This window comes from Leucobacter sp. UCD-THU (assembly GCF_000349545.1).
GTDB classification, from domain to species: Bacteria; Actinomycetota; Actinomycetes; order Actinomycetales; family Microbacteriaceae; genus Leucobacter; species Leucobacter muris.
The window spans coordinates 1-22,906 of record NZ_KB714600.1; the positions used below are offsets into that span (position 1 = coordinate 1).

General features: G+C 71.2%; 18 protein-coding genes and 1 tRNA gene. 2 read left to right on the forward strand and 17 right to left on the reverse strand.

Annotated features, from left to right (window positions below):
* The first annotated feature begins 588 nt into the window (after nucleotides 1-588).
* A complete protein-coding gene (tgt, locus tag H490_RS19475; RefSeq protein ID WP_017883092.1) occupies nucleotides 589-1,926 on the forward strand; it encodes a tRNA guanosine(34) transglycosylase Tgt in 1,338 nt (445 codons plus the stop codon).
* 117 nt (nucleotides 1,927-2,043) lie between these two features.
* Here tgt and H490_RS19480 read toward each other — a convergent pair whose 3' ends face one another.
* From H490_RS19480 to H490_RS19500, 5 genes are all read right to left on the reverse strand, one after another.
* Nucleotides 2,044-2,784, reverse strand: coding sequence for a queuosine precursor transporter (locus tag H490_RS19480; protein ID WP_017883093.1), 741 nt, complete (start codon nucleotides 2,782-2,784; stop codon nucleotides 2,044-2,046).
* Entirely contained in the window at nucleotides 2,777-3,832 is a 1,056-nt protein-coding gene (locus tag H490_RS19485) for an NAD(P)/FAD-dependent oxidoreductase (RefSeq protein ID WP_017883094.1), read from the reverse strand. The genes H490_RS19480 and H490_RS19485 overlap by 8 nt, the downstream gene beginning before the upstream one ends.
* Before the next feature lie 2 nt (nucleotides 3,833-3,834).
* Nucleotides 3,835-5,361, reverse strand: coding sequence for a glutamate--tRNA ligase (gene gltX / locus H490_RS19490; RefSeq protein ID WP_017883095.1), 1,527 nt, complete (start codon nucleotides 5,359-5,361; stop codon nucleotides 3,835-3,837).
* 218 nt (nucleotides 5,362-5,579) lie between these two features.
* Nucleotides 5,580-6,902 carry an MFS transporter gene (locus tag H490_RS19495; protein WP_017883096.1) on the reverse strand — a complete coding sequence of 441 codons (1,323 nt, stop codon included), beginning with the start codon at nucleotides 6,900-6,902 and terminating at the stop codon, nucleotides 5,580-5,582.
* Nucleotides 6,899-7,849: a LysR family transcriptional regulator gene (locus tag H490_RS19500; protein ID WP_017883097.1), complete on the reverse strand. Its 951-nt coding sequence runs from the start codon at nucleotides 7,847-7,849 to the stop codon at nucleotides 6,899-6,901. The genes H490_RS19495 and H490_RS19500 overlap by 4 nt, the downstream gene beginning before the upstream one ends.
* A gap of 93 nt (nucleotides 7,850-7,942) precedes the next feature.
* Here H490_RS19500 and H490_RS19505 point away from each other — a divergent pair, with 93 nt between their 5' ends.
* Nucleotides 7,943-9,025, forward strand: coding sequence for an aminotransferase class V-fold PLP-dependent enzyme (locus tag H490_RS19505; RefSeq protein ID WP_017883098.1), 1,083 nt, complete (start codon nucleotides 7,943-7,945; stop codon nucleotides 9,023-9,025).
* A gap of 63 nt (nucleotides 9,026-9,088) precedes the next feature.
* On the opposite strand, the gene rlmN is transcribed toward H490_RS19505, so the two are convergent.
* From rlmN to H490_RS19565, 12 genes are all read right to left on the reverse strand, one after another.
* Complete coding sequence (rlmN, locus tag H490_RS19510) at nucleotides 9,089-10,393, reverse strand: 23S rRNA (adenine(2503)-C(2))-methyltransferase RlmN (RefSeq protein ID WP_017883099.1); 1,305 nt, start codon at nucleotides 10,391-10,393, stop codon at nucleotides 9,089-9,091.
* A 56-nt stretch (nucleotides 10,394-10,449) separates the two neighbouring features.
* Nucleotides 10,450-11,280, reverse strand: coding sequence for an aldo/keto reductase (locus H490_RS19515; RefSeq protein WP_017883100.1), 831 nt, complete (start codon nucleotides 11,278-11,280; stop codon nucleotides 10,450-10,452).
* Nucleotides 11,281-11,289: 9 nt separating this feature from the next.
* Complete coding sequence (locus H490_RS19520) at nucleotides 11,290-12,393, reverse strand: carboxylate-amine ligase (RefSeq protein WP_017883101.1); 1,104 nt, start codon at nucleotides 12,391-12,393, stop codon at nucleotides 11,290-11,292.
* Between the two features lie 268 nt (nucleotides 12,394-12,661).
* Complete coding sequence (locus tag H490_RS19525; RefSeq protein WP_031289687.1) at nucleotides 12,662-14,407, reverse strand: alkaline phosphatase family protein; 1,746 nt, start codon at nucleotides 14,405-14,407, stop codon at nucleotides 12,662-12,664.
* Between the two features lie 20 nt (nucleotides 14,408-14,427).
* The gene (locus H490_RS19530) at nucleotides 14,428-15,213 is read right to left on the reverse strand and encodes a fumarylacetoacetate hydrolase family protein (RefSeq protein WP_017883102.1); all 786 of its coding nucleotides are present in this window, start codon (nucleotides 15,211-15,213) and stop codon (nucleotides 14,428-14,430) included.
* 65 nt (nucleotides 15,214-15,278) lie between these two features.
* Nucleotides 15,279-16,379 carry a branched-chain amino acid aminotransferase gene (locus tag H490_RS19535; protein WP_017883103.1) on the reverse strand — a complete coding sequence of 367 codons (1,101 nt, stop codon included), beginning with the start codon at nucleotides 16,377-16,379 and terminating at the stop codon, nucleotides 15,279-15,281.
* Nucleotides 16,380-16,442: 63 nt separating this feature from the next.
* Nucleotides 16,443-17,501: a 3-isopropylmalate dehydrogenase gene (locus tag H490_RS19540; protein WP_017883104.1), complete on the reverse strand. Its 1,059-nt coding sequence runs from the start codon at nucleotides 17,499-17,501 to the stop codon at nucleotides 16,443-16,445.
* 746 nt (nucleotides 17,502-18,247) lie between these two features.
* A tRNA-Glu gene (locus H490_RS19545) sits at nucleotides 18,248-18,320 on the reverse strand.
* 167 nt (nucleotides 18,321-18,487) lie between these two features.
* Nucleotides 18,488-20,173, reverse strand: coding sequence for a hypothetical protein (locus H490_RS19550; RefSeq protein ID WP_017883105.1), 1,686 nt, complete (start codon nucleotides 20,171-20,173; stop codon nucleotides 18,488-18,490).
* 18 nt (nucleotides 20,174-20,191) lie between these two features.
* Nucleotides 20,192-20,935 carry an ABC transporter ATP-binding protein gene (locus H490_RS19555; protein WP_416371688.1) on the reverse strand — a complete coding sequence of 248 codons (744 nt, stop codon included), beginning with the start codon at nucleotides 20,933-20,935 and terminating at the stop codon, nucleotides 20,192-20,194.
* Entirely contained in the window at nucleotides 20,854-21,264 is a 411-nt protein-coding gene (locus tag H490_RS19560; RefSeq protein ID WP_017883107.1) for a phage holin family protein, read from the reverse strand. The genes H490_RS19555 and H490_RS19560 overlap by 82 nt, the downstream gene beginning before the upstream one ends.
* Nucleotides 21,265-21,315: 51 nt before the next feature.
* Nucleotides 21,316-22,905, reverse strand: a complete 1,590-nt coding sequence (locus H490_RS19565; RefSeq protein ID WP_017883108.1) for an Ig-like domain-containing protein — start codon at nucleotides 22,903-22,905, stop codon at nucleotides 21,316-21,318.
* Nucleotide 22,906: the final 1 nt, after the last annotated feature.

Consider the following 22,906-nt stretch of genomic DNA (forward strand, 5'->3'; position numbering starts at 1 on the left):
TCTCGTTATCCAAAAAAGGAATCTCCAACACCAACCAAAACAGCCGATGCCGGGGATAAATAATTGGCATATGACAATCAAGTGCACACTATTGAGTTCTCAAAGACCAGACACCACCCGTACCAGCCAAAGCCTTCCGAACAGCAACCTGTCTAAGCTAGCACATGTTCTGTGCCCGCTGCGCATTAGTTTGAACCGAACCGCTCTGCGGCCCGGCTTCGTTGCGCTGACAAGGGAATACATTACGCAGATCCGGGAGCCCCCGCAACACGCGACCGTTTCCCGGGCGTGTCGCCGCATGATTCCGCGGATTCACCTCTTCGCCACCTGCTCGACACCTGGCACCGCTACGTCCCGCAGCGGCCCGATATCGGCTGTTTCCCGTTCACCGCGCCGGTTTCCCGGGCGCGCCGCGACGCCCACCCAAAGGCGGTCTACAGGTTCACCGGCGCGCGCACCCGTGCTCGCGCGCTCCTCGATCCTCGGCACCGGCCGCGAGCACTCGCCCCTTCCTCGCCATAACCCGCTCCTCGCCAGAACTCCCGGCTCATCGTGTTCCAATCCCCCTGTCACCGCTCCCCTGCTTAGATGGACTCCGTGACTGAGCAGACCGCATCGCCCCTTCCCCCCTCCCCTGCAGACTTCGGGTTCGCCGTCGAGCATCGACTCGACCAGGGCGGGGATCACGGCGGCGACGGCCGGCCGCTCGGCCGGGCCGGCACGATCCGCACCCCCCACGGCGACATCCAGACCCCCGCCTTCATCCCCGTGGGCACGAAGGCGACGGTGAAGGCTCTGCTGCCCGAGACCGTCGGCCGACTCGGCGGCCAGGCCGTGCTCGCGAACGCCTACCACCTGTTCCTGCAGCCCGGCAGCGACATCGTCGACGAGGCCGGCGGCTTCGGCAGCTTCATGAACTGGCACGGCCCCACCTTCACCGACTCGGGCGGCTTCCAGGTGATGTCGCTCGGCGTCGGCTTCAAGAAGGTCATCTCGATGACCGAGGGCATGCACCAGAGCGACGACGTCATCGCGAAGAACAAGGAGCGCCTCGCGCACGTCGACGAGGACGGCGTCACCTTCAAGTCCTTCCTCAACGGAGATCGCCACCGCTTCACCCCCGAGGTGTCGATGCGCATCCAGCACCAGCTGGGCGCCGACATCATCTTCGCCTTCGACGAGTGCACGACCCTGTTCAACACCCGCGCCTACCAGGAGGATTCCGTCGACCGCACCGCCCGCTGGGCCGTGCGGTGCCTCGACGAGCACGCCCGGCAGACGGCCGAGCGCTCGCACCGCCCCTACCAGGCCCTCTTCGGCGTGGTGCAGGGCGCCCAGTACGAGGATCTGCGCCGCAAGGCGGCCCGCGGGCTCGCCGAGATGAGCGGCGCCGACGCCCCCGAGCAGCAGTTCGACGGATTCGGCATCGGCGGCGCGCTCGAGAAGGCGGAGCTCGGCACGATCTGCGGCTGGGTGAGCGACGAACTGCCCGAGAACAAGCCCCGCCATCTGCTCGGCATCTCCGAACCCGACGACCTCTTCGCGGGCATCGCGGCCGGCGCCGACACGTTCGACTGCGTCGCCCCGTCACGGCAGGCGCGCGGCGGCACCATGTACTCGAGCACGGGCCGCATCAACGCGAAGGCGGCGACCCAGCGCCGTCGTTTCGAGCCGCTCGACCCCGAGTGCGACTGCTACACGTGCGAGAACTACACCGCCGCCTACCTGCACCACCTCTTCAAGGCGAAGGAGATGCTGTCGTCGACCCTCGCGACGATCCACAACGAGCGCTTCATCGTGCGTCTCGTGGAACGCATCCGGGCATCGATCATCGACGGCACCTTCGTGGAGCTGCGCGAAGAGGTGCTGGGCCGCCAGTACGGGATGGAGTTCGCGCGGAAGGCCGCGGCGCGCTACGCCCGCTGACCGAACCGACCCCCGCTATTGCCGCGGCGGCGGAGCGGAGCGGCACGCGGGGTCGCCGACGACGACGACCAGGGCCCCGAGCGCGCCGACCCGGCGGCTCGTCCGGCAGTGCGTCCGTTACGCGGCGGTGCCGCGTTCCTCGGCGGCGCGAACGGCGCGGATCACGCGCGTCGTCACCGGCAGCAGCACGATCTCGGCGAGCACCTTCACCACGTAGCCGAGCACGATGTACATCACGAAGTCGAGGCCGGTGATGATGCCGGCGAACGCGATGGTGCAGAACAGCAGCGTGTCGATCAGCTGACCGACGAGGGTCGAGCCGATGAGGCGGGTGCGCAGGAACCGGCCCGAGGTGCGCCGGCGCATGCGATCCAGCACCCACGCGTTCATGAGCTGGCCCGCGAGGAACGCGACCAGGCTCGCGGCCACGATGCGCGGCACGAAGCCGAGCACCGCGGCGAAGGCCTCCTGGTTCTCCCAGCCGGCGGCCGGCGGCGACACCTGCACGGCGAGGATCGTGAGCGACGCGACCATGGCGAGCCCGAACGCGGTGAGGATCGCGCGGCGCGAGGCCTTCAGCCCGTAGACCTCGGCGAGCACGTCGCCCAGGATGTAGGCGAGCGGGAAGAGGAACACGCCGCCGTCGAACACGAGCGGCAGCGAGAACTCGCCGAAGGGGATCGCGCCGAACGCGATCGGCTTGACCGCGACCACGTTCGAGATGAGCAGGATGCCCACGAAGATCGCCGAGATCAGCGCGTAGCGCCCTCCCGCCGAGGCGGCGCGTGCGCCGGGCGTGAGGTACTTCGACGGATCCTCGGTTCCCTGTACGGCGTTCATCTGCTGCGTCTCACTCATCGATCATTCCCACCCCGAGCATGCCTCGGATCATATCCATGTTCAACTTGGCCGCCACGCGGGCGCCGTTGCCGGCCGCGATGATCAGCTGCTGCGGCCCGGGCGGCACGATGTCGCCCACCGCGTACACGCCGCGCACCGAGGTCTCGCCGCGCTCGTCGACTACCACGAGCCCCCAGTCGTCGCGCTCGATCTCGAGCTCGCCCATGAACTCGACCGGGGCGTGCCAGCGCGGCCGCACGAAACCGCCGACGCGGGGAACGACCTCGCCGTCGGCGAGCCGCACCCCCGTCATCTCGGCCTTCTCGCCCACGATGTCGTCGATCGTGCGTCGTTCGACCCGCACCCCGATGGAGGCGAGCTGCGCCTCCTGCTCGGTGCGCAGAGTGTCGGCGCCGTTCGTGAAGACGATCAGATCTGAGCTGAATCGGCTGATGAGCAGGGCGCGGGCGAAGAGATCGCTCGTCTCGCCGATCAGCACGAGCGGTTTGTCGGTCTTCTCGAAGCCGTCGCACTCGACGCAGCTGTGCAGGGCCGTGCCGTAGTAGGCGCGGATCATGGGAAGCGCCGGCAGATCCTCGGTGAGCCCCGCGGCGATGAGCACGCGACGCGCGACGTACTCGACATCGGCGGCGCCGCGGATGCCGGTGCCCCTCACGCGGAAGCCGATGCCGTCGGGGAATCCCGCCGTGATCGCCTCGTCGGCGGAGAGCGGGATCACCTCGCGCGTCATCGCCTGCGAGAAGACGGCCGTGGGGTACGCCTCGAACTCCTCGCGGCCGAGCCGACGCAGTTCGAGCGGCGACGCGCCGTCACGGGTGAGGAAGCCGTGGGACTGCAGCGTGGCCGAGTGGCGCGGGCGGTTCGAGTCGAGGATCGCGATGCGCCGATTGGCGCGTACGAGCTGCAGCCCGGCCGAGAGCCCTGCGGGGCCGCCACCGATGATCGCGACGCCGACGCGGTTCACCCCGTCGTCGGGCTCGTCGGCGAGCTCGCCCGTTCGGGAGCCCGTCGGCTCGAAAGGCTTCGACTGCTGGCCGGCCGACACTGCTACCCCCGATCCGCGAGCTGCGCCTCGAGCCGCAGCAGGCGCGCGAGCGACTCGTCGCGGCCCAGCAGCTCGAACGACTCGAAGAGCGGCGGGGAGACTCGGCGGCCCGACGCAGCGACGCGCAGCGGCCCGAAGGCGAGGCGCGGTTTGAGGCCGAGCCCGTCGATGAGGGCGGCCTGCAGCGCGGCCTGGATGCGCTCGGTCTGCCACTCGGTCTCGGGCACGGCCTCGAGCGCCGAGATGCTCGCGGCGAGCACCTGCGGGGCGTCGTCCTTGAGCGACTTCAGCGCGTCGTCCTCGTAGACGAGGGCGTCGGCGGAGGTGAACAGGAAGCCCATGAGGCCCACCACGTCGGAGAGCACGGTGATGCGGCTCTGCACGAGCGGCACCGCGCGGCGCACCACGTCGAGCTGCTGCTCACCGGGCTCGACCGGCAGCGCGCCGCCCGCGATCAGGTAGGGCAGGATGCGCGACTCGAAGTCGCTCTCGGAGAGGAGACGGATGTGGTCGGCGTTGATCGCGTCGGCCTTCTTCTGGTCGAAGCGGGCCGGGTTCGGGTTGACGTCTGCGACGTCGAACGCCGCCACCATCTCGTCGCGCGAGAACACGTCGCGATCCGGGGCCAGCGACCAGCCGAGCAGCGACAGGTAGTTGAGCAGCCCCTCGGGGATGAAGCCGCGCGAGCGGTGATGGAGCAGGTTCGACTCGGGGTCGCGCTTCGACAGCTTCTTGTTGCCCTCCCCCATGACGTAGGGCAGGTGGCCGAACTGCGGGATCGCCTGTTCGATGCCGAGGTCGACGAGCGCGCCGTGCAGCGCGATCTGACGCGGTGTCGACGAGAGCAGATCTTCGCCGCGCAGCACGTGGGTGATGCCCATGAGCGCGTCGTCGACCGGGTTGACGAGCGTGTACAGCGGAGCTCCGTTGGGGCGCACGACCACGAAGTCGATCGTCGACCCGGCGGGGAACGAGATGTCGCCGCGCACGAGGTCGGTGAACGAGAGGTCGGTGTCGGGCACGCGGAAGCGCAGCGCGGGCTGGCGGCCCTCGGCGCGGAACGCCTCGCGCTGCTCGACGGTGAGGTCGCGATCGTAGTTGTCGTAGCCGAGCTGCTTCGGGCGGCCGGCGGCCTCGTTGCGGGCGTCGATCTCGTCGGCGGTCGAGTAGCTCTCGTAGAGGTAGCCGACCTCGGTGAGGCGGGCGATCACGTCCTGGTAGATCTCACCGCGCTGCGACTGGCGGTAGGGCCCGTGGGGGCCGCCCACGTCGATGCCCTCGTCCCAGTCGAGGCCGAGCCAGCGCAGGGAGTCGAGGATCTGCGCGTAGCTCTCCTCGCTGTCGCGCGCCGCGTCGGTGTCTTCGATGCGGAACACGAAGGTGCCGCCCGTGTGCCGGGCGTACGCCCAGTTGAAGAGGGCGGTGCGCACCATGCCGACGTGCGGGGTGCCCGTCGGGGACGGGCAGAAGCGCACGCGCACGTCGCTGCCGGTTGCGGTGGAGAACTGGGAAACGCTGCTCGTAGACATCGTCTCCATTCTAGTGCCCGAGCGGCGGCGAAGAGGCGATCGCGCGCGCCCTCGTCGCGCTCCCGCACCGATCGACGTGAGAGCACCCCGATTCCGAGAGCATCGGTGCTTGAGCGTCGATCGGTGCGGTTACGGTGTTGCGGAACCACGGGGAGACGGCGGAACGGCGGCCCGACGGGAGCAGGGCGGAACGGAGGGAGAGCGGGCAGCGCCGGGGCTCAGCGGCGCACCCACAGCATCGCGAGCGCGCCGAGCGCCAGCAGGCCCCCGCTCACGAGCGCGAGGAACGAGAAGTCGCCGATCGCGAACACGACGCCCGAGAGGGCTCCGGCGATCGCGCCCGCGGCGCTCATGATCGTGTCGGATCGCCCCTGCCAGCGGGGACGGTCGGCCGACGGCGTGACCTCGGTGAGCAGCGCTGCGCCCGCCACCGTGATGGCGCCCCAGCCGAGACCGAGCAGCACGAGCGCGATCTGCACGAGCGCGTGCGACGGCCCCGCGAAGTAGGCGAGGGCGACTGCGCCGAGCAGCATGGCCCAGCCGATCCCGATCACCTGCAGTCGCCCGATGCGGCCCGCGAGCACCCCGAACACCGGCGAGAGGGCGTACATGCCGGCGATGTGCAGGCTGAGGGTCACGCCCACGAGGTGCGGTGTGCCCTCGTGGTGCATGAGGTGCAGCGGCGTCATCGCCATGATCGCCACCATGATGGCCTGGGCCATCGCGATCATGAAGACGGTGAGCACCTGGGGACGGTTGGAGCGCGGGGCGGATCGGGATCCGGATCCAGCCCGTCGCGATCCGGCCCGGGACGCTCCGTCGACGACCGCGGTCGCGCCGCCGCTCTCGACGGGCGCGGCCGGCACCGTCGGCACGCTGTCGGTCTCGGGCGGCAGCCGGCGCGCGGTGAGCAGCGGATCCGGCCGCAGGCCGAACCAGTTGACGAGCACCGCGAGGATCTGCGCGACGAACGGGAACGCGAACACCCCCGCGAGCGGGGTGACGCCGAGCGCCTCCCCCACGACCGCGCCCGGGCCCATCAGGTTCGGGCCCACGACGGCCCCGACGGTGATGGCCCACGCCACGAGCGACAGGTCGCGCGCGCGGTTCTTCGGCAGCGCCAGATCGGTCGCGGCGAAGCGCGACATCAGCTGTACCGAGCTCGCGACGCCGAGCATGGCGATGCCCACCGCGAGCAGCCACCACTGGACGACCACCGTCGAGTAGATCGCGACGACCGCCCCCAGCATCGCGATCGCGCTGCCGGTGACGAGCGCGCGGCGACGGCCGTGGCGGGCCGCCACCCGGGCGAGCGGGATGCCGGCGACGGCGGCGCCCGCGTTGAACATGGCCGAGCCGAGCCCCGAGATCGCGTCGTTGCCGCTCACCTCCGCGAGCAGCAGCGCACCCACGGAGAGCGAGGCGCCGACTCCGAGCCCGCCGAGGATCGTGGCCGCCGCCAGCACGGCGACGGTGCGGCGCTGCAGGCGCCCTCCCCGCTGCAACTCGTCGGTTTCGAGGGTCGGAGCGGCGGCGTTCACGCGACGGGCTCCAGCCCCCAGCACGAGCCGTCGACGCTCGCGAGCAGCCGCTTCGCGAGGCGCACCTGGGGGCTCTCGTTCGCGGTGACCATGGAGACGATGCCGATCGTGCGGTAGCGGGGCGGGTCGAGCCGCAGCGCGTGCGCGTCGTCGGGCAGGGTGCGGGCCGCGGCGAGTGCGAGCCCCGGCACGAGGGCGACGGCGCCGCCCGCCGCGGCCATCGCGAGCATCGCGGGCACGTTGTCGGTCTCCTGGATGATGTCGGGCTCGAAGCCGGCCTCGCCAGCCGCGCTCAGCAGGTGGCCGCGGCACTTCTCGCAGCCGGCGATCCAGTGGTCGGCCGCGAACTCGCCGAGCCTCACCTCGTCGCTGCCGGCGGCACGGTCGTCGGACGCCACGAGTCGCACCTCCTCGCGCCACAGCGGCAGGAAGGCGCTGCCCGCGGGAAGCTCGGCGGCTCCCTCGTAGTCGAAGATGAGGGCGCAGTCGACCTCGCCGTCGCGCAGCATCGCGGTCGCGGCGGGGGGCTCGGCCTCGCGGTACTGCAGGGCGACGTCGGGGGCCTCGACCGCGAGCTCGCGCATCAGCGCCGGCACGAGCGTGGCGCTCGCGCTCGGGAAGCCGACCATGCGCAGCGTGCCAGCCCGCTCCCCGCGCAGGTCGTCGATCGCGGCGAGCGCGGCGTCGATCTCGGCCACCACGGTGCGACCGTGGTCGGCGAGGATGCGGCCCGCCGGGGTGAGGCGGATGCCGCGCCCGCTGCGCTCGATGAGCGGCACGGCGAGACGCGTCTCGACGCGCTTGATGCGCTGGCTCACGGCCGGCTGGCTCAGGCCGAGGCTCGCGGCCGCCGCCGTGAGCGAGCCCGTCGTCGCGAGCGCGTGCAGGATGCGCAGCTCGGTCGAGTCGATCGAGCCGAGGGGGTCGGTGGTGCGGAGCGTGGTCATGCCATCGATGATACGCCAGCCATAACCGGGAATGAAGCAAAATATAAGAATGATTCTGTTTCATTATGCATCGCGGTCTCCTAATCTGGCGGCATGACCGCCGACGAGGCCCGTAGCTCCCGCACCGACCACTCGGCTCTGCCCATCGCGGAGCTCGGATTCTGCGCCGGCGCCGGTTACCTCTCCGCGTGCACGGCGGGGCTGCCGACCGCCGCCACCGCACGCGCGATGCGGGTGTTCGTCGACGAGTGGGCTGCGGGGCGCGCCGACGCCGGCGCGCTCGGCGAGCAGGCCGACCGCTGCCGCGAGCTCTTCGCCGGCCTCGCCGGTGTCGCCTCCGACCGCGTGGCACTCGGCTCGCAGGTCTCTCAGCTCGTCGCCGTCGTCGCGAGCTCGGTGCCCGATGGCGCGGAGGTGATCTGCGCGACGGGCGACTTCTCCTCGCTCACCCACCCCTTCGAACAGCTCGCCCATCGCGGGGTGCGGGTGCGCTACGCGCCAGTGGCGCGGCTCGCCGACGAGGTGGGGCCGGACACGGCGCTCGTCGCGTTCTCGCTCGTGCAGTCGGCCTCGGGCGAGGTGGCCGACGCCGAGGCGATCAGGATCTCCGCCGAGCGCGTCGGGGCGCGCACCCTCGTCGACCTCACCCAGTCGCTCGGCTGGCTGCCCGTCGGCGCCGCGGCCTTCGACTTCACCGTCTGCCACGCCTACAAGTGGCTGTGCGCGCCCCGCGGCACGGCCTTCCTCACCGTGCGTGCCGGGCTCGAAGACGAGCTCGTGCCGATGGCGGCCGGCTGGTACTCGGCCGACGACGTCTGGAGCTCCTGCTACGCGGGGCACACGCCCCTCGCCGCGGGCGCCGGGCGCTTCGACGTCTCCCCCGCCTGGCCGGTGCTCGGCGGCACCGAGGCTGCGCTGCGCGATCTCGCGTCGCTCGATCCGACCGCCGTGCACGCGCACGACCTCGGACTCGCGAACACCGCGCGCCGGGTGCTCGGGCTGCCGGCCGGCGACTCCGCCATCGTCACCTGGGCCGATCCCGACGGCCGAGACCTCGCCGCGCTCACGGCCGGCGGCATCACGGCCTCGGGTCGGGCGGGCAACGCGCGCATCGCGTTCCACCTCTGGAACACGACCGACGACGTCGAGCTGCTGGTACGCGCGCTCGGGCGCTGAGCACCCGGGGCCGCGGCGAGCGCGGTCCAGCAGTCGCCCGGGTGCCGAGCGCAGGGAGAAGCCTCAGCTCGCGGCGAAAGCCGCGGCCTCCTCCTTGTCCTGCTCGGTCGCGACCAGCTGACCGCAGGCGCCGTCGATCTCCTTGCCCCGGGTATCCCGCAGCGTCGTCGGCACACCGGCCGCGTTGAGACGGTCGACGAACTCGCGGGTGACCTCGCGCGTCGAGGAGGTCCAGATCGAGCCGGGCGTCGGGTTGAGCGGGATCGGATTCACGTGCACCCAGCCGCGCCCGCGCTGGTTCAGCTTGTCGGCCAGCAGATCGGCGCGCCAGGCGTGATCGTTCATGTCCTTGATGAGGGCGTACTCGATCGAGACGCGGCGGCCCGTCTTCTCGTAGTAGTGGTAGGCCGCGTCGAGCACCTCCTCGACCTTCCACCGGCTGTTGACCGGGATCAGGTCGTCGCGCAGCTCGTCATCGGGCGCGTGCAGCGACAGCGCGAAGGTGATCGGGATCTCCTCGTCGGCGAGCTTGCGGATGGCGGGCGCGAGCCCCACGGTCGACACCGTGATGCCTCGCGCCGACATGCCGAGCCCCTCGGGCGACGGAGCGATCATGCGGTGCACCGCGTTCATGACGCGCTTGTAGTTGGCGAGCGGCTCGCCCATGCCCATGAAGACGATGTTGTTGACGCGCTCGGGTTCGGCGCCGTTGCCCGACTCGCGCTTGCGGCCGAGCCCGCCCTCGGCGATGACGCGGTTGGCCTGCACCACTTGGTCGAGGATCTCGGCGGTCGACATGTTGCGGGTGAGGCCGGCCTGTCCGGTCGCGCAGAACGGACAGTTCATGCCGCAGCCGCACTGGCTCGACACGCACAGGGTGATGCGGCCCGGGTAGCGCATCAGCACAGATTCGACGAGCGCGCCGTCGAACAGGCGCCACAGGAACTTGATCGTGGCCCCGTCGTCGGTGACGAGCCGCTTCACCTCGGTGAGCAACGGCGGGAAGAACGCCTCGACCAGCTCGTCGCGGCGATCCTTCGGCAGATCGGTCATCTGCTCCGGGTCGGTGGTGCGGTGCTCGAAGTAGTGCTTCGAGAGCTGCTTGGCGCGGAACTTCGGCAGCCCGATCTCGACCACCTTGGCCTCGCGCTCGGCGAGCGTGAGGTCGGCGAGATGCGTGGCGGGCTGCTTGACGCGCGGCGACGCGAACTGCAGCGTCGGGCGGCCGTCGGGGCTGGTGATCTGCGTCCAGCCCTCGGCCTTGGGCTTGACCTGCGGGCGCGCGCCGTCAGCACCGGCGCGCGGGCGGGTCTTGATCAGTTTGCCCTCTGCGGGCTGCGCGTCATGGTTGAGCTTGTTGGGATCCATCGCCCCCATTGTCTCATCCGCGAGCTGGACGCGCCCGGGCGCGTCGGATCCGCGGGTCAGAACTCCTCGTAGACCGCTGGATCCTGCCCCGCAAGGCGGCCGTCGGGCCGGCCGAGCGCGGTGATCGCGTCGATCTCGGCGTCGCTGAGCCGGATCTCGGCGGCCGCGAGGTTCTCCCGCTGGCGATCGGGGTTCTGCGACTTCGGGAGCGGCACGACACCGCGGGCCACGTGCCACGCGAGGATCGCCTGCACCGGGCTGATGCCGCGCGCTGCGGCGATCTCCGCCACGGCCTCCGCGTGCATCGGCTCGCGGCCGCGGCCCACCGGGCTCCACGCCTCGGTGATGATGCCGCGCTCGCGGTGGTAGTCGAGCGCCTCCTGCTGGGGGAAGAACGGATGCACCTCGATCTGGTTCACGACCGGCAGCACGCCCGTCTCGCGTTCGAGGCGCTCGATGTGCTCGGGCAGGAAGTTCGAGACGCCGACCTGCCTCACGAGCCCGCGCTCGCGCGCCTCGAGGAGCGCTCCCCAGGCCTCGACGTAGCGGTCGGTGATCGGATTGGGCCAGTGGATCAGGTAGAGGTCGATCGCGTCGAGACCCGTGCGGTACACGCTCTCCTCGATCGTGCGCAGGGCGGCGTCGTGCTCGTGATGCCGGCCGGGCAGCTTGCTCGTCACGATCAGCGACGCCCGATCCGCCCCCGAGTCGCGGGCGCCCCGGCCCACGGCGCCCTCGTTCTCGTAGCGGAACGCGGAGTCGAGCAGGCGGTAGCCGCCGCGCACGGCCTCGCTCACCGCGGCGGCGCCCGCCGAGCCGTTCAGCTGATAGGTGCCGAGTCCGATCGCGGGAAGGCTGAATCCGTTGTGGGCGCGCTGTGCGGTCATGCCCCCACCCTACGCGCCGGCCTCGGAGGCGTCACGGTAGAGATCGAGCAGCGCGCCGATGCCGCCCGCGCTCCAGGCTCGCAGCTGGAGCGCCGCGGCGCCCCCGTCGCCGCGGCGACGCTCCACGAGGCGCTGCACATGCCCGAGATCGCCCGCGGCGTCGAGCGAGTCGGCGACGTGCTCGACGAGGTCGTCGATCACGTCGAAGGCGGGCTTCGGGCTGCCGCTCGCGGGATCCATCAGGTCGCTGCTCAGGCCGTTGCGGGCGGCGAGCCAGTGCGCGCCGCGCAGCACGTCGCGCTGCTGCTCGGGAACCGGAACTCCGGCCTCTCGCTCGCGCAGGGCGCGATCCACGAGGGCTCGGAACACGAGCGCGAACCCGACGGCGTCTCCGCTCTCGAGCTGGGCGTCGGCGGTGCGCAGCTCGATCGTGGGAAACCGCTCGGAGAGCCGGATCGACCAGTTCACGAGTGCCGTGTCGAGTAGAGCGCCGGCGCGCACGAGCTGCTGCACGACGTCATCGTAGGCCGCGGCGTCGGCGAAGTGCGGCGGGTAGCCGGAGCTCGGCCACTGCTGCAGCTGCAGGTAGCGCCAGCTCGCATAGCCCGAGTCGTCTCCGAGCCACAGCGGCGAGTTGCTGGTCAGGGCGACGAGGGCCGGCGACCATCGGGCGATGCGCGCGAACACCTCGACGCCCGCGTCGCGGGAGGGCACCTCGACGTGCACGTGCGTGCCCGTCGAATAGTAGCGGTGCACCATCCCCCGCATGGTGCGGTCGATGTCTCGATAGCGCTCGTTGTCGGTGACGCGACCGGCAGCATCGCCTCCGAGGGGCGGCAGACCGGTTCCGGCCAGCACGAGCCCCTGCTCGGTGGCCGCCCGCGAGGCCGCGGTGCGGAACTCGGCGAGCGAGTCGAAGGCCTCGGCTGCGGCCGAGCAGGGCGGCGTCGCGGTCTCGAGCTGACTGTGGAAGTACTCGTGCTCGGCCCGCAGCCCGGGCAGCGCCGCGATCATGCCGTCGGCGCCGTCGCGGGGCAGGCCGGTCTGGGCGTCGAGCAGCAGATACTCCTCTTCCACTCCGAACCGGGGCGGGGCGGGGGTGTCGGCTGCCATCTCAGGACCGTCCGTTCGAGGTGGGGTGCAGCGCGGCGGATTCGCCGTCGCCCGTCGCGTCATGCTACACCGATCGAGCAGTGCTCGTCACGCCGCCCGGCAGGCCTCTGCAACGTCGCGTAAGAGTGGGTGCGGGCCCGCCGAGGCGTCTGTTTCGGGGTGCGGGCGGGCGGACCGGCCGCACCCCGGGAGGCCGACCCCGTCTCTGACTCGCATGATCCATCGTGAGTCGCGGTTCGGCAAGCGGATCCGTCGTCTCCGTTCGGGGTCAGGCCCCGACTCCGAAGAGGCCCTGCCCGTACTTCTGCAGCATCGCGTAGGCGTCGGCGAAGGTCTGCGGCGGTTTCGCGCGCTCGGCAGCCGTTCCGTAGCGGGAGATGAGCAGGCCGAGCAGCCCCTTCGCGGGCGGGCTCAGCGGGCGGTCGGGGTGGGCGTCGGCCGGGTGCGGCCCGCCCTCGGGGTTCGGCGGTACGAACGCGGGTGAGGGCTGGGGCCAGTCGGCCACGTGCCTCGGCACCTTGCGGTTGAAGGAGTCGGCGATCGAGCGGGCTCCGGCGTCGCGCGCGGTGAGCGGTTCGAGCCCGAAGCGGTCGCTGAGCGTGGCGGCGAGCGACCCATGGTGCATGGTGTCGGTGAAGACGCTGCCGCGCTCGATGTGGGCCGACACGAGCACCGCAGGCACGCGGCAGCCGAGTCGGTCGAAGGTGAAGCCCATCTCTCCCGCACCCGGCACCGGGGGCTCGGCGGCGGGCGGTGCGACGTGGTCGTAGGTGCCGCCGTGCTCGTCGAAGGTGAGCAGCATGGCCGTGTTGAGGTAGTTCGACCCCTGCTCGGACATGGAGGTGCGGATCGCGGTGTAGACGCGGTGCACGAGGGCGTCGCCGGCGCGCACGTCGGAGAGGGCTCCGTTGTAGACGTTCTCGCCGTCGACGGCGCTCTCGCGCGCGACGCCCACGGGCGGGTGGAAGTCGTTGTGGTTGAACACCATGCGGGGCTCGATGAACGCGTACTCGGGCAGGTCGCCGTTCTTCGCGTCGGTCTCGAACTGCTCCATCGTGGCGAAGCGCTCGGTCTTCCAGAACCGCTCGAGCACGGGTGCGTGGATCATGCCGGTGAACGAGATCAGCTGCAGTTCGTCGAAGTAGACGCGCCAGCTCAGCCCGGCCTCTTCGAGCCGGTTGAACACGGTGGGCGCAGGGGCGGCCCGCAGCCACTTGTCGTAACCGTCGCCCAGCGAGTTGGTGACGTAGCCGTGCGAGGTCGAGGCGTGGAAGAAGCTGCGGTTGCAGAACGTCTGACTGGGTACGGCGCAGAACCAGTGGTCGTAGACGCCGAATTCGCGCGCGAGGGTCGATGTGACGGGAAGCATGTCGGGGCTGAACGACCCCATGATCTGGTTTCGCTCGGCGGCCGAGGGCTCGCGGCCGGTGCGCCCGCGGAAGTCGGTCTCGTAGTCGAGCACGAACCCCTCCATCGTGGCCTGCTGCCCGGGGGCCGGCGCGTTGTAGGGTTCGCGCATGTCGGCCACGTGCTTGCCGCGGTTGTGCTCGTCGAGCGTGCCGAAGAGCTGGGTGTTGACGTGCGGATACTCTTCGCCCGGGTCCGGATCTGGCTGGCGCATGATGCGGTCGGTCGGCCCGGTGTAGACGTGGGCCGGCACCGAAGTGCCGTCTGATGCGCGGTTCGACTGTTCGCGGAAGGCGAGCCCCTCGAAGGACGCGCCGTCCGGGAGCGTGTCGGGTGCGTAGAGGTAGCCGAGCAGGTTGTCGAAGGATCGGTTCTCGCCCATGAGCACGACGAGGTGGTCGAAGCCCGGCGTCTTGCGGGCCTTCGGCGCGGCGAACTCCTCGGGGATGTAGGGCTGACCGACCTGACCCTGTTCGCTCATGCCGCGCGCGACGGCGGCGCCGCCGATGCCCACCGCGGCTCCCGCGGCGAGAAGGCCGCCGCCGCGCAGGATCGACCTGCGGGTGGTGCCCCCGGGAGTGCGCTCTTCACGTTCGTCGCTGCTCATGCCGCTCCCCCTCGCGCGCGTCACACGACGGTGTTGCGCAGGATTCCGATGCCGTCGATCTCGACCTCGACCGTGTCGCCCGCCTCGAGCCTGCCCACCCCCGCGGGGGTGCCGGTGAGGATCACGTCGCCGGGCAGCAGGGTGAACGCCTGGGAGGCGTGCGCGACGATGCGGGCGAGCGAGAAGATGAGCTGCGAGGTGCGACCGTCTTGCCTGATCTGGCCGTTGACCCGGGTGACGACGCGCGCGTCCTCGAGGTCGGGATCGGTCTCGATGACCGGGCCGAGCGGGCAGAACGTGTCGAAGCCCTTGCCCCGGGTCCACTGCCCGTCTGCGATCTGCAGGTCGCGGGCGGTCACATCGTTGGCGCAGGTGAAGCCGAACACGTACTTGAGCGCCTCGTCTTCGGGCACGTTCTTCGCGACCGCGCCGATCACCATCGCGAGTTCGCCCTCGTGCTCGACGCGATCCGAGATCTCGGGGCGCACGATGCGGTCGCCCGGCCCGATCACGGAGGTGTTCGGCTTGAGGAACAGCAGCGGCTCCTCGGGCGTCTCGCCGCCGGTCTCGGACCGCATCTCCTCGACGTGGTCGGCGTAGTTCTTGCCCACGCAGACGACCTTGGAGCGCGGGATCACGGGGGCGAGCAGGCGCACGTCTTCGAGGCGGAGGCGGCGCCCCGTGGTGTCGAAGCCGGCGACGAGCGGATCGGCGGCGAGCTCGACGATCTCGATGCCGCCGCCGTCGGCCTCATCGAGGATCCCGAACGAGATCTCTCCCGCTGTCTCGAAGCGTACGACCTTCATGTGCCTTCCCTCTGGGTTCGTGTGACTGGTGCGGAGCGGATGGAGCGGATCCGCCGGGCGGACTCTCAGCCCTCGGCGGTGACGATGCGCTCGACCCAGCCGAAGCGATCCGCGACGGTGCCGAACTGGATGCCCGTGAGCTCGTCTCGCAGCGACATGGTGAGTTCGCCCGGGGCGCGATCGCCGAAATCGACGAGCACCCCCTGCTCGCTCTTCAGCTGCCCGATGGGGGTGATCACGGCCGCGGTGCCGCACGCGAAGGCCTCGGTGATCGAGCCGTCGGCCGCGCCGGCGCGCCACTCGCCGACGGTGACCTTGCGCTCCTCGACCGTGAGCCCGCGATCCTGCGCGAGGCGGATGAGGCTCTTGCGGGTGATGCCGTCGAGGATGTTGCCGTTGAGCTCGGGGGTGACGAGCCTGCCGTCGCGGTGCACGAGGAACAGGTTCATGCCGCCGAGCTCGTCGATGGTGTCTTCGGTGGCCGAGTCGGTGAAGAGCACCTGGGCGCAGCCGTGCTGGGCGGCGATGCGGGTGGGCAGCAGCGACGAGGCGTAGTTGCCGCCGCACTTGGCCGCCCCGGTGCCGCCGCGGCCGGCGCGGGCGTGCTCGCCCGACAGCCAGATCGAGACGGGCTTCACGCCGCCCGTGAAGTACGGACCGGCCGGGCTGGCGATCACCATGAAGCGCGCCCGCTCGGCCGCGCGCACCCCGAGGAAGCTCTCGTCGGCGATCATGAAGGGGCGCAGGTAGAGGCTCTGATCGTGACCGCTCGGCACCCAGTCGGCGTCGACGGTCACGAGCTCGCGGATGGCCTGCACGAACAGCTCGACCGGCAGTTCGGGCAGCGCGAGGCGCGCGGCGCTCTCGTTGAGCCGCTGCGCGTTGGCCTCGGGGCGGAAGGTGACGATGTCGCCGTTCGGGTGGCGGTACGCCTTGAGCCCCTCGAAGATCTCTTGACCGTAGTGCAGCACCGACGAGGCCGGATCCATGGGGATCGGGCCGTAGGGCAGCACCTCGGCGTCGTGCCAGCCCTGCTCGCGGTCCCAGACGATCGAGATCATGTGATCGGTGAATCGCTTGCCGAAACCGGGGTCGGCGAGGACGGCCTCGCGCTCGGCGTCGGGGAGGCGGGTTGCCGGGGTGCGGGTGAAGGTGAGCTCGGTCATGGAGTTGCTTTCTGTCGCCCGAACGGGCGGCCGTGAGAGGGGTTCGGGAGGGGCCGGCCGGTGCTAGCGCGCGGCGATGCGATCGATGATCGCGCTGCCCACCTCGGTGGTGGAGCGGGTCGACGCCCCGCGGACGGCGAGGTCCGCGCGCACGGCGTCGCGCACGCGGTCGCCCTCTGCGGAGAGCCCCAGGTGGTCGAGCATGAGGGCTGCGGACAGGATCGCCGCGGTCGGATCCGCCTTCTGCTGCCCCGCGATGTCGGGCGCAGAACCGTGAACGGGTTCGAACATGCTCGGGAACGTGCCGTCGGGATTGATGTTGCCGCTGGCTGCGAGCCCGATGCCGCCGCCGATGGCGCCGGCCAGGTCTGTGAGGATGTCACCGAACAGGTTATCAGTGACGATCACGTCGAAGCGCGACGGATCTTGCACCATGAAGATGGTGGCGGCGTCGACGTGCATGTAGTCGACGGCGATGTCGGGGTACTCGGCGGCGACGGCTTGCACGATGCGCTGCCAGGTGGCGCCGGCGTGCACCAGCACGTTGGTCTTGTGCACCCAGGTAACCTTCTGGCGCGGGCGCTTGCTCGCCACTTCGAAGGCGTAGCGCACCACCCGCTCGATGCCGAACGCGGTGTTGACCGAGACCTCGGTCGCGACCTCGGCCGGGGTGCCGGCGCGCAGACGCCCGCCGTTGCCAGCGTAGGGGCCCTCGGTGCCCTCGCGCACGACGAGGAAGTCGACGTCGCCGGGGTGCTTCAGAGTGGACTCGACTCCAGGGAAGAGCGTGCAGGGGCGCACGTTGGCGTAGTGGTCGAAGTCGAAGCGCAGCTTGAGCAGCAGACCCCGCTCGATGTTGGCGTCTTTCAGGCGCGGGTCGCCGGGAACCCCGCCCACCGCGCCGAAGAGGATCGCGTCGTGCTGCGCGATCTCGGCCTGCTCGGCCTCGGGCAGGGTCTCCCCCGTGGCGAGGAAGCGCTCGGCGCCCAGTTTGAACTCCGTGCGGTCGAGCACCACGTCGCCGCCGGCGAGCACGGCGTCGAGCACGCGGTTGGCCTGCTCGATCACCTCGGGTCCGATACCGTCGCCCGGAAGGACGGCGAGCTTGATGGTGCGGGTCACTGAACGCTCCTCTTCGTGCCTGAACAGAACGTGACCAGCTTACTCGCGACCGCGGACATTGATCCCCAAGCGGGCGCCTGCAATACGCAAGGGATATCCCGCGGTTCCCAGGCGCCGGGACGACGGCACCGGTTCCGCCGCACCGATCGACGTTCACGCACCGCAGCACTCGGAATCGAGGTGCGTGAACGTCCATCGGTGCTCGAATGGTGGTACTGCAGGGCGGATCCGGTCACGGTTCGAGGCGCAGTCACCAGGCACGGCGGACAGAGGCCCGCAGGCCTCCCGCCTCTGAGCGTGTCGCAGGGAGCGGGAGGCCCGAGAGCGCGGCGGGGGTCAGGCCGCGCTGGTGGTGCCCGCTGCCCGCTCCTGCTGCTTGCGGCGTCCGAACACCGCGAAGAGCACACCGCCGGCGATGAGGATCGCGCCCGCGACCCCGATCGCTCATGCCGGCGCCGCCGAGCACGGGCAGAGCGCCTGCTTCGTGCTGCGCGTTCGCGACGTTGACGGCGGAGCCCGTTCCGGCCAGCTCGGTGCCCGGATACGCCGTGATCTCGGGGGGGGGCGCGGCCGCAGCATCACTCCATGGAGACTGCGCTGCCACTGTCAGAATCACGCCCAGGGAAGACTTGTTCAGCCGAGGATCGAGCTGCCGTGCCGGCGGAGCCTCCGAGAGGCGTCCCATGAAGCAAACGCCGGGCCGGGAAACGCAGAAAGCCCCACCCGAAGGTGAGGCTTTCTTTCCGTGACCCCAGCGGGATTCGAACCCGCGTTACCGCCGTGAGAGGGCGGCGTACTAGGCCGCTATACGATGGGGCCGGACACTGTCGCAGCTCTTCGGGCTTCCCCGCCGCGCTGGCAACTCATATATATTGGCACACCTTCGAGCCACTCGGCAAATCGAGCCGCGTATCCCGGGTGTGTCCCGCATGATCACGCGGGCTACGAGCCGGCGGTGCGTGCCGCAGTGCTCTGTGTCACCGCCCTCAGCCTCCTGGCCTGCCGAGCCGCACCCGCGCCCAGAGCAGTACCGCCGCCAGCCCGACGCCGCTCACGACCAACGCGGTGATCGGGGGGATCCCCCCGCCTTGCGCCAGAGCCCACACGAGCGCGAGGCCCGCACCGACGAACACCGAGGCGATGGGCCCGTCGAGCGTCCAGAGCAGCACGTTGATCCCCGAGGCGTCCCCGACCGGCGTGGGCACCGGCGCGAGCAAGCGCATCGGGATCGTGCCCTTCAACGCGGCGACCGCGCGCAGGGCGACCGCCGCGCAGCCGACGAGCGCGGCTGACAGCACCGCCCACGCCGTCCCGTCTCCGGCACCGCCGCCGGCACCGGAGCCGAGCAGCGACCTGATCGCCTCACCTCCGATCGCCCCCGCGACCATCGCGATCACGGCGAGCCCGACCGGCGCGAAGAGGTGCCGCGCCATGAGCCCCGCGGGCGACGCCGGCAGCAGCGAGGGCGAACCGGTCGCCTGGGCCGCCGCCGCGAGCCCGCGGCACCACGCCGAGCTCGACAGGTAGGCGAGCAGCAGGGCCGCGGCGCCCCACAGGGCGGCCGAGCCGAACGGCAGCAGACCGTCCCCTGTCGGACTCACTGCGGCGAACCGATCAACGGCGCCGCCAGAACCGAGTGCGGCTGCCCACATCGAACCGGCCCCGAGCACCCCGCCGAGGCCCACCAGGCTGCGGCCCGGCGTTCGGGCGATGCCGAGCAGGTCGCGCTGCACGATCGACGCGGTGAAACCCCCGCGCGGCTGGAGCCTCAGGCGCCGCCCCCACCGAACCGGGGAGCCCAGCCGGGCGAGCCCGGCGCTGGGATCGCCCGCGACGACGAGCGTCTGCACGGTGTCCCAGCGCAGCGCCTGCGCTCGCAGATCCTCCCACCGCAGCCGTGAGGCGAGCAGCGGCGCGCACGCGGCCGCTGCGATCGCGCACCCCATCGGCGCGAGTGCGAGCAGCGGGGAGGCGGCGCCGTCGACGAGCAGGCGCGCGGCGCACGACCAGGGATCGATCGGCGCGCTCCAGGCCGCCGCACCCAGCAGTTGCGCGCACACGAGCGCGGCGAGCACCGCTGCGGCGCCCGCCCGCGTGCGGCGCCCGAGCTGCCCCAGGAGCGGAGCGACCGCGGCGAGCAGCCCGACCGCCGCGCCCGCCAGGGGAAGCGCGACGGCGAGACCCGGGTCGAACTCTGCCCGCATCGCGCGCGCCGCCACGACGATGCCGGCTGCGACCGCCCCCGCGAACGCCCCGAGAACGAGACCGCGGGCGAGCGGGCCGCCGAGCAGGCGCCACCTCGGCACCGGTGCGGTGAGCAGCAGGTCGACCTGCGGCAGGTCGGCACGGGCCGGGCCGAACTGCGCGCCGGCCAGCACGAGCAGCGCCGTGACGGCGGTGAGGGCGGCTGCGACGAGACCGACGGTTCCGTCACCCGCCGCGGCCGACTGCGGCAGCTCGTGCTGCAGCCACAGCAGAGCGACGCGCACCACGGGTGCCACCACGATGATGACCAGCATGATCGCGGCGTAGACGCGGAACGCCATCTCCCCCGCGTCGACGCGGTCTGCGCGACGGCGCAGCACACCCCGGATCGCGCGCAGCGTCGCCCGCGTCGATCCGGGCGCCGACGTCGTCACCGAAACCGCGGCACCCGTGCGCGCCTCACCCATCGGAGCCTCTTCCTCGGCTCACCCCTGGGTCACCTCGAGCTGCGCGTCGGCGACCCGTTCGACCAGCTCGGCGTCGTGGGAGGCGAATGCCACCGCGGCACCCGACCCGCTCGCCCGTCGCAGCACCGCGGCGACGAGCGCACGACGGTCGGGATCGAGGCGCTGCTCCGGCTCGTCGAGCAGCAGCACCGAGCAGGGCCGAGCGCAGGTCACCGCGAGCGATACGAGTTGCCGCTGGCCGCTCGAGAGCTCGTGGGGAAAACGGTCCGCCAGCGGCTCGAGGCCGAACGCGTCGAGCGCGTCCGCTCCCATCCCGCTCCAGGACGCCCAACGCTCACCCGACCACGCGGCCTCGATGAGCGCGAGGTGATCGCGCAGCGTCAGATCGGGGTAGAGCGTCGGAGGCTCGATGAGGGCGGCGATGTGCCGCCTCGCCTCACGGTCGCGCTCATCGAAGCGACGATCGTGCAGCCGCACCGATCCCGAACTCGGGCGCAGTCGCCCCGCGAGTACGCGCAGCAGCGTCGTCTTCCCCGCCCCGTTCGGCCCGCGCACCGCCACGCAGGCGCCCGCCTCGAGCCGGAGCGAGGTGGGGTGCAGCAGGATCGCTCCGTCGCGCTCCACCGCCGCGTCTTCGGCCGTCAGCAGCGTGCCGCCGCCGCTCGCACCGCCGCCGGCCGTCACGGTTTGCTGCGCCGCAGCGCTTTCTCGGTCGCCCGCGCCCTCAGCCGTTTGTCGACGAAGAAGGCCATGAAGATCCACCCGCCGAGCGCGGTGACCACCCAGACGATGATCGGCGCGAGCACCCAGGTCTCGACGCCGTGGATGCGGATGCCGCCCTGAAAGAGCGATGCGATCCAGAGCGCGAGCAGCGTGGCCACCAGACCGACCCCGCCGGCGAGGGGGGCCGCGTAGCGCTGGGCGATGTTCAGCACGAACGGGCCGAGCACGGCGTGCGCGATGGTGAACACGCCGAGCGCCACCAGGAACCCGCCGAGGTGCAGCACGAAGCCCGGCAGCACGAAGTGGCAGAGGATCATGGCGATCGCGGCCAGCACGACCTGGGAGACGATCTGAAACAGCAGCCGCATCGCGCGTTCCCTTCACTCGGCGGAGCCCCGCTCCGCGCCTGTGCTCTCAGCCTAGCGCGGTGCGCGAGCCCGGCGAGCCCCGGTGATCGAGGCCCCGCCGAGTGCAGCCGCACCGAGCACGAACAGCCCGAGCCCCGCAGCACCCGGCAGGAACGGATCAAGCCCACCGCTGCGCGCGAGAGACGCAGCAGGCTTCGGCGACGACCCGCCGGTCGGCGCTTCGTCGGCCGATACGTCGACTGCGACAACCGCGGAGCTGTCCAGCACGCCGGGCACGCCCGAGGTGAAGCGCAGTTCGACGCGGTGGGAACCCACACCGAGACCCTCGAGCGTAAGGCTTGCGCGCCCGCCATCGAGCATCACCGCCTCACCCAGCGGGGCGCCGTCTGCGAAAGCCTGCAGGGAGCCCGTCACCGGCTGCGCACGGGGCGCGGCCGGCGCAGCGAGCACCCCCTGTCTGCCCTGCGCACCAGGATCGCCCATCACCGGCTCGACCCCGACCTCCACGACCGCGGGGCGAGAGGGGGTGGCCCGCAGCAGCTCGGCGCTCACCGCGAGACGGGTCTGCCGGCTGAGCACATCGAGCGCCACGGTGGCGCTGCGCGAGTCGAGGAAGCCGGTCTGCGGCACGAAACGGGCCGACACCTCGTGCTCCCCGAACGGGAGCTGCGCGGTGTCGACGCTGAACCGCGCCTCACCGTCGCCCGTCTCGGGATCGAGATCGTCGGCGGCCGGGATCGTGAACGCCACGACTCCGTCGACCAGCAGCTCGACGTCACCCCGGGGGTCGGTGGGTACTGACCGGTCGACATTGCTCACCACGACTGCAAACTCGACAGTGTCGCCCACGTGGGCTGCGGTGGGCGACAGGGTGAGCGTCGTCGTAGTCGCGTGCGGAACGACCACCAGCGGCGCCGCCGCCGACTGCGATGGCGCGAAGTTGCCCGCAGCGTCGCCGAGATAGGCGACGGTGAGTTCGGCAGTCGCCGCGGGTGCGGCGACGTCGGCGAACACCACCGCACCGTTCGGCTGCAGTTCGGCCGAGGCCAGTTCGACGCCGTCTGCGAGCAGTGCGGCCCGGCCGCTCAACCCGACCGTCGGCGAGGTCACCTGCGCCGCGACATCGATCGGGGCGAATGCTCCCGCCCAGGCGGGAGAACTCGTGATCGCGGTGCTGCTCGGGGCCTGGGCCACCGTGACGGGGAGCGCCGCACTCTCGGAGGGCAGAGCGCGCGCCGGGAACGAAGCGTCGCCGGCCTTGCCCGCGAAACGCGCGATCAGATCGTGGTCGCCGGCGGCAAGATCCAGCACTGCGACGAGCGCTAGGAACTCACCGCTCCCCGCGTAGCCGAGCGTCCCGGTCCCCACGACGACGCCACCGGCCTCGATCACCACTGGTTCGCCGCTGAGCATCGCGGGGCCGGAGAGCGACACCGTTACCGTGAAGAAGGACGGGTTGCCGTAGGTCGTCGGCGCCAGGATCGTGGCGATGCTGGTCGAGGTCGATACATCAGGCACGGGATCGGCCTGCGCAGCGGCGGGCTGAGCCAGCACCGCGGCACCGAGCAGCGCTGCGGTGGCGAGCAGCAGACCGAGACCTCTGCGCAGCGTCGAATGAAACGGTGTCTGAACTTGAACCATG

What these genes read in the sequence shown, in the direction of transcription:
- H490_RS19530 (WP_017883102.1), bottom strand. Translation starts at nt 15,213, where the DNA reads ATGAAGGTCGTACGCTTCGAGACAGCGGGAGAGATCTCGTTCGGGATC.
- tgt (WP_017883092.1), top strand. Translation starts at nt 589, where the DNA reads ATGGACTCCGTGACTGAGCAGACCGCATCGCCCCTTCCCCCCTCCCCT.
- H490_RS19500 (WP_017883097.1), bottom strand. Translation starts at nt 7,849, where the DNA reads ATGACCACGCTCCGCACCACCGACCCCCTCGGCTCGATCGACTCGACC.
- H490_RS19565 (WP_017883108.1), bottom strand. Translation starts at nt 22,905, where the DNA reads ATGGTTCAAGTTCAGACACCGTTTCATTCGACGCTGCGCAGAGGTCTC.
- H490_RS19520 (WP_017883101.1), bottom strand. Translation starts at nt 12,393, where the DNA reads ATGGCAGCCGACACCCCCGCCCCGCCCCGGTTCGGAGTGGAAGAGGAG.
- rlmN (WP_017883099.1), bottom strand. Translation starts at nt 10,393, where the DNA reads ATGGATCCCAACAAGCTCAACCATGACGCGCAGCCCGCAGAGGGCAAA.
- H490_RS19515 (WP_017883100.1), bottom strand. Translation starts at nt 11,280, where the DNA reads ATGACCGCACAGCGCGCCCACAACGGATTCAGCCTTCCCGCGATCGGA.
- H490_RS19525 (WP_031289687.1), bottom strand. Translation starts at nt 14,407, where the DNA reads ATGAGCAGCGACGAACGTGAAGAGCGCACTCCCGGGGGCACCACCCGC.
- H490_RS19535 (WP_017883103.1), bottom strand. Translation starts at nt 16,379, where the DNA reads ATGACCGAGCTCACCTTCACCCGCACCCCGGCAACCCGCCTCCCCGAC.
- H490_RS19505 (WP_017883098.1), top strand. Translation starts at nt 7,943, where the DNA reads ATGACCGCCGACGAGGCCCGTAGCTCCCGCACCGACCACTCGGCTCTG.
- H490_RS19480 (WP_017883093.1), bottom strand. Translation starts at nt 2,784, where the DNA reads ATGAGTGAGACGCAGCAGATGAACGCCGTACAGGGAACCGAGGATCCG.
- H490_RS19550 (WP_017883105.1), bottom strand. Translation starts at nt 20,173, where the DNA reads ATGGGTGAGGCGCGCACGGGTGCCGCGGTTTCGGTGACGACGTCGGCG.
- gltX (WP_017883095.1), bottom strand. Translation starts at nt 5,361, where the DNA reads ATGTCTACGAGCAGCGTTTCCCAGTTCTCCACCGCAACCGGCAGCGAC.
- H490_RS19560 (WP_017883107.1), bottom strand. Translation starts at nt 21,264, where the DNA reads ATGCGGCTGCTGTTTCAGATCGTCTCCCAGGTCGTGCTGGCCGCGATC.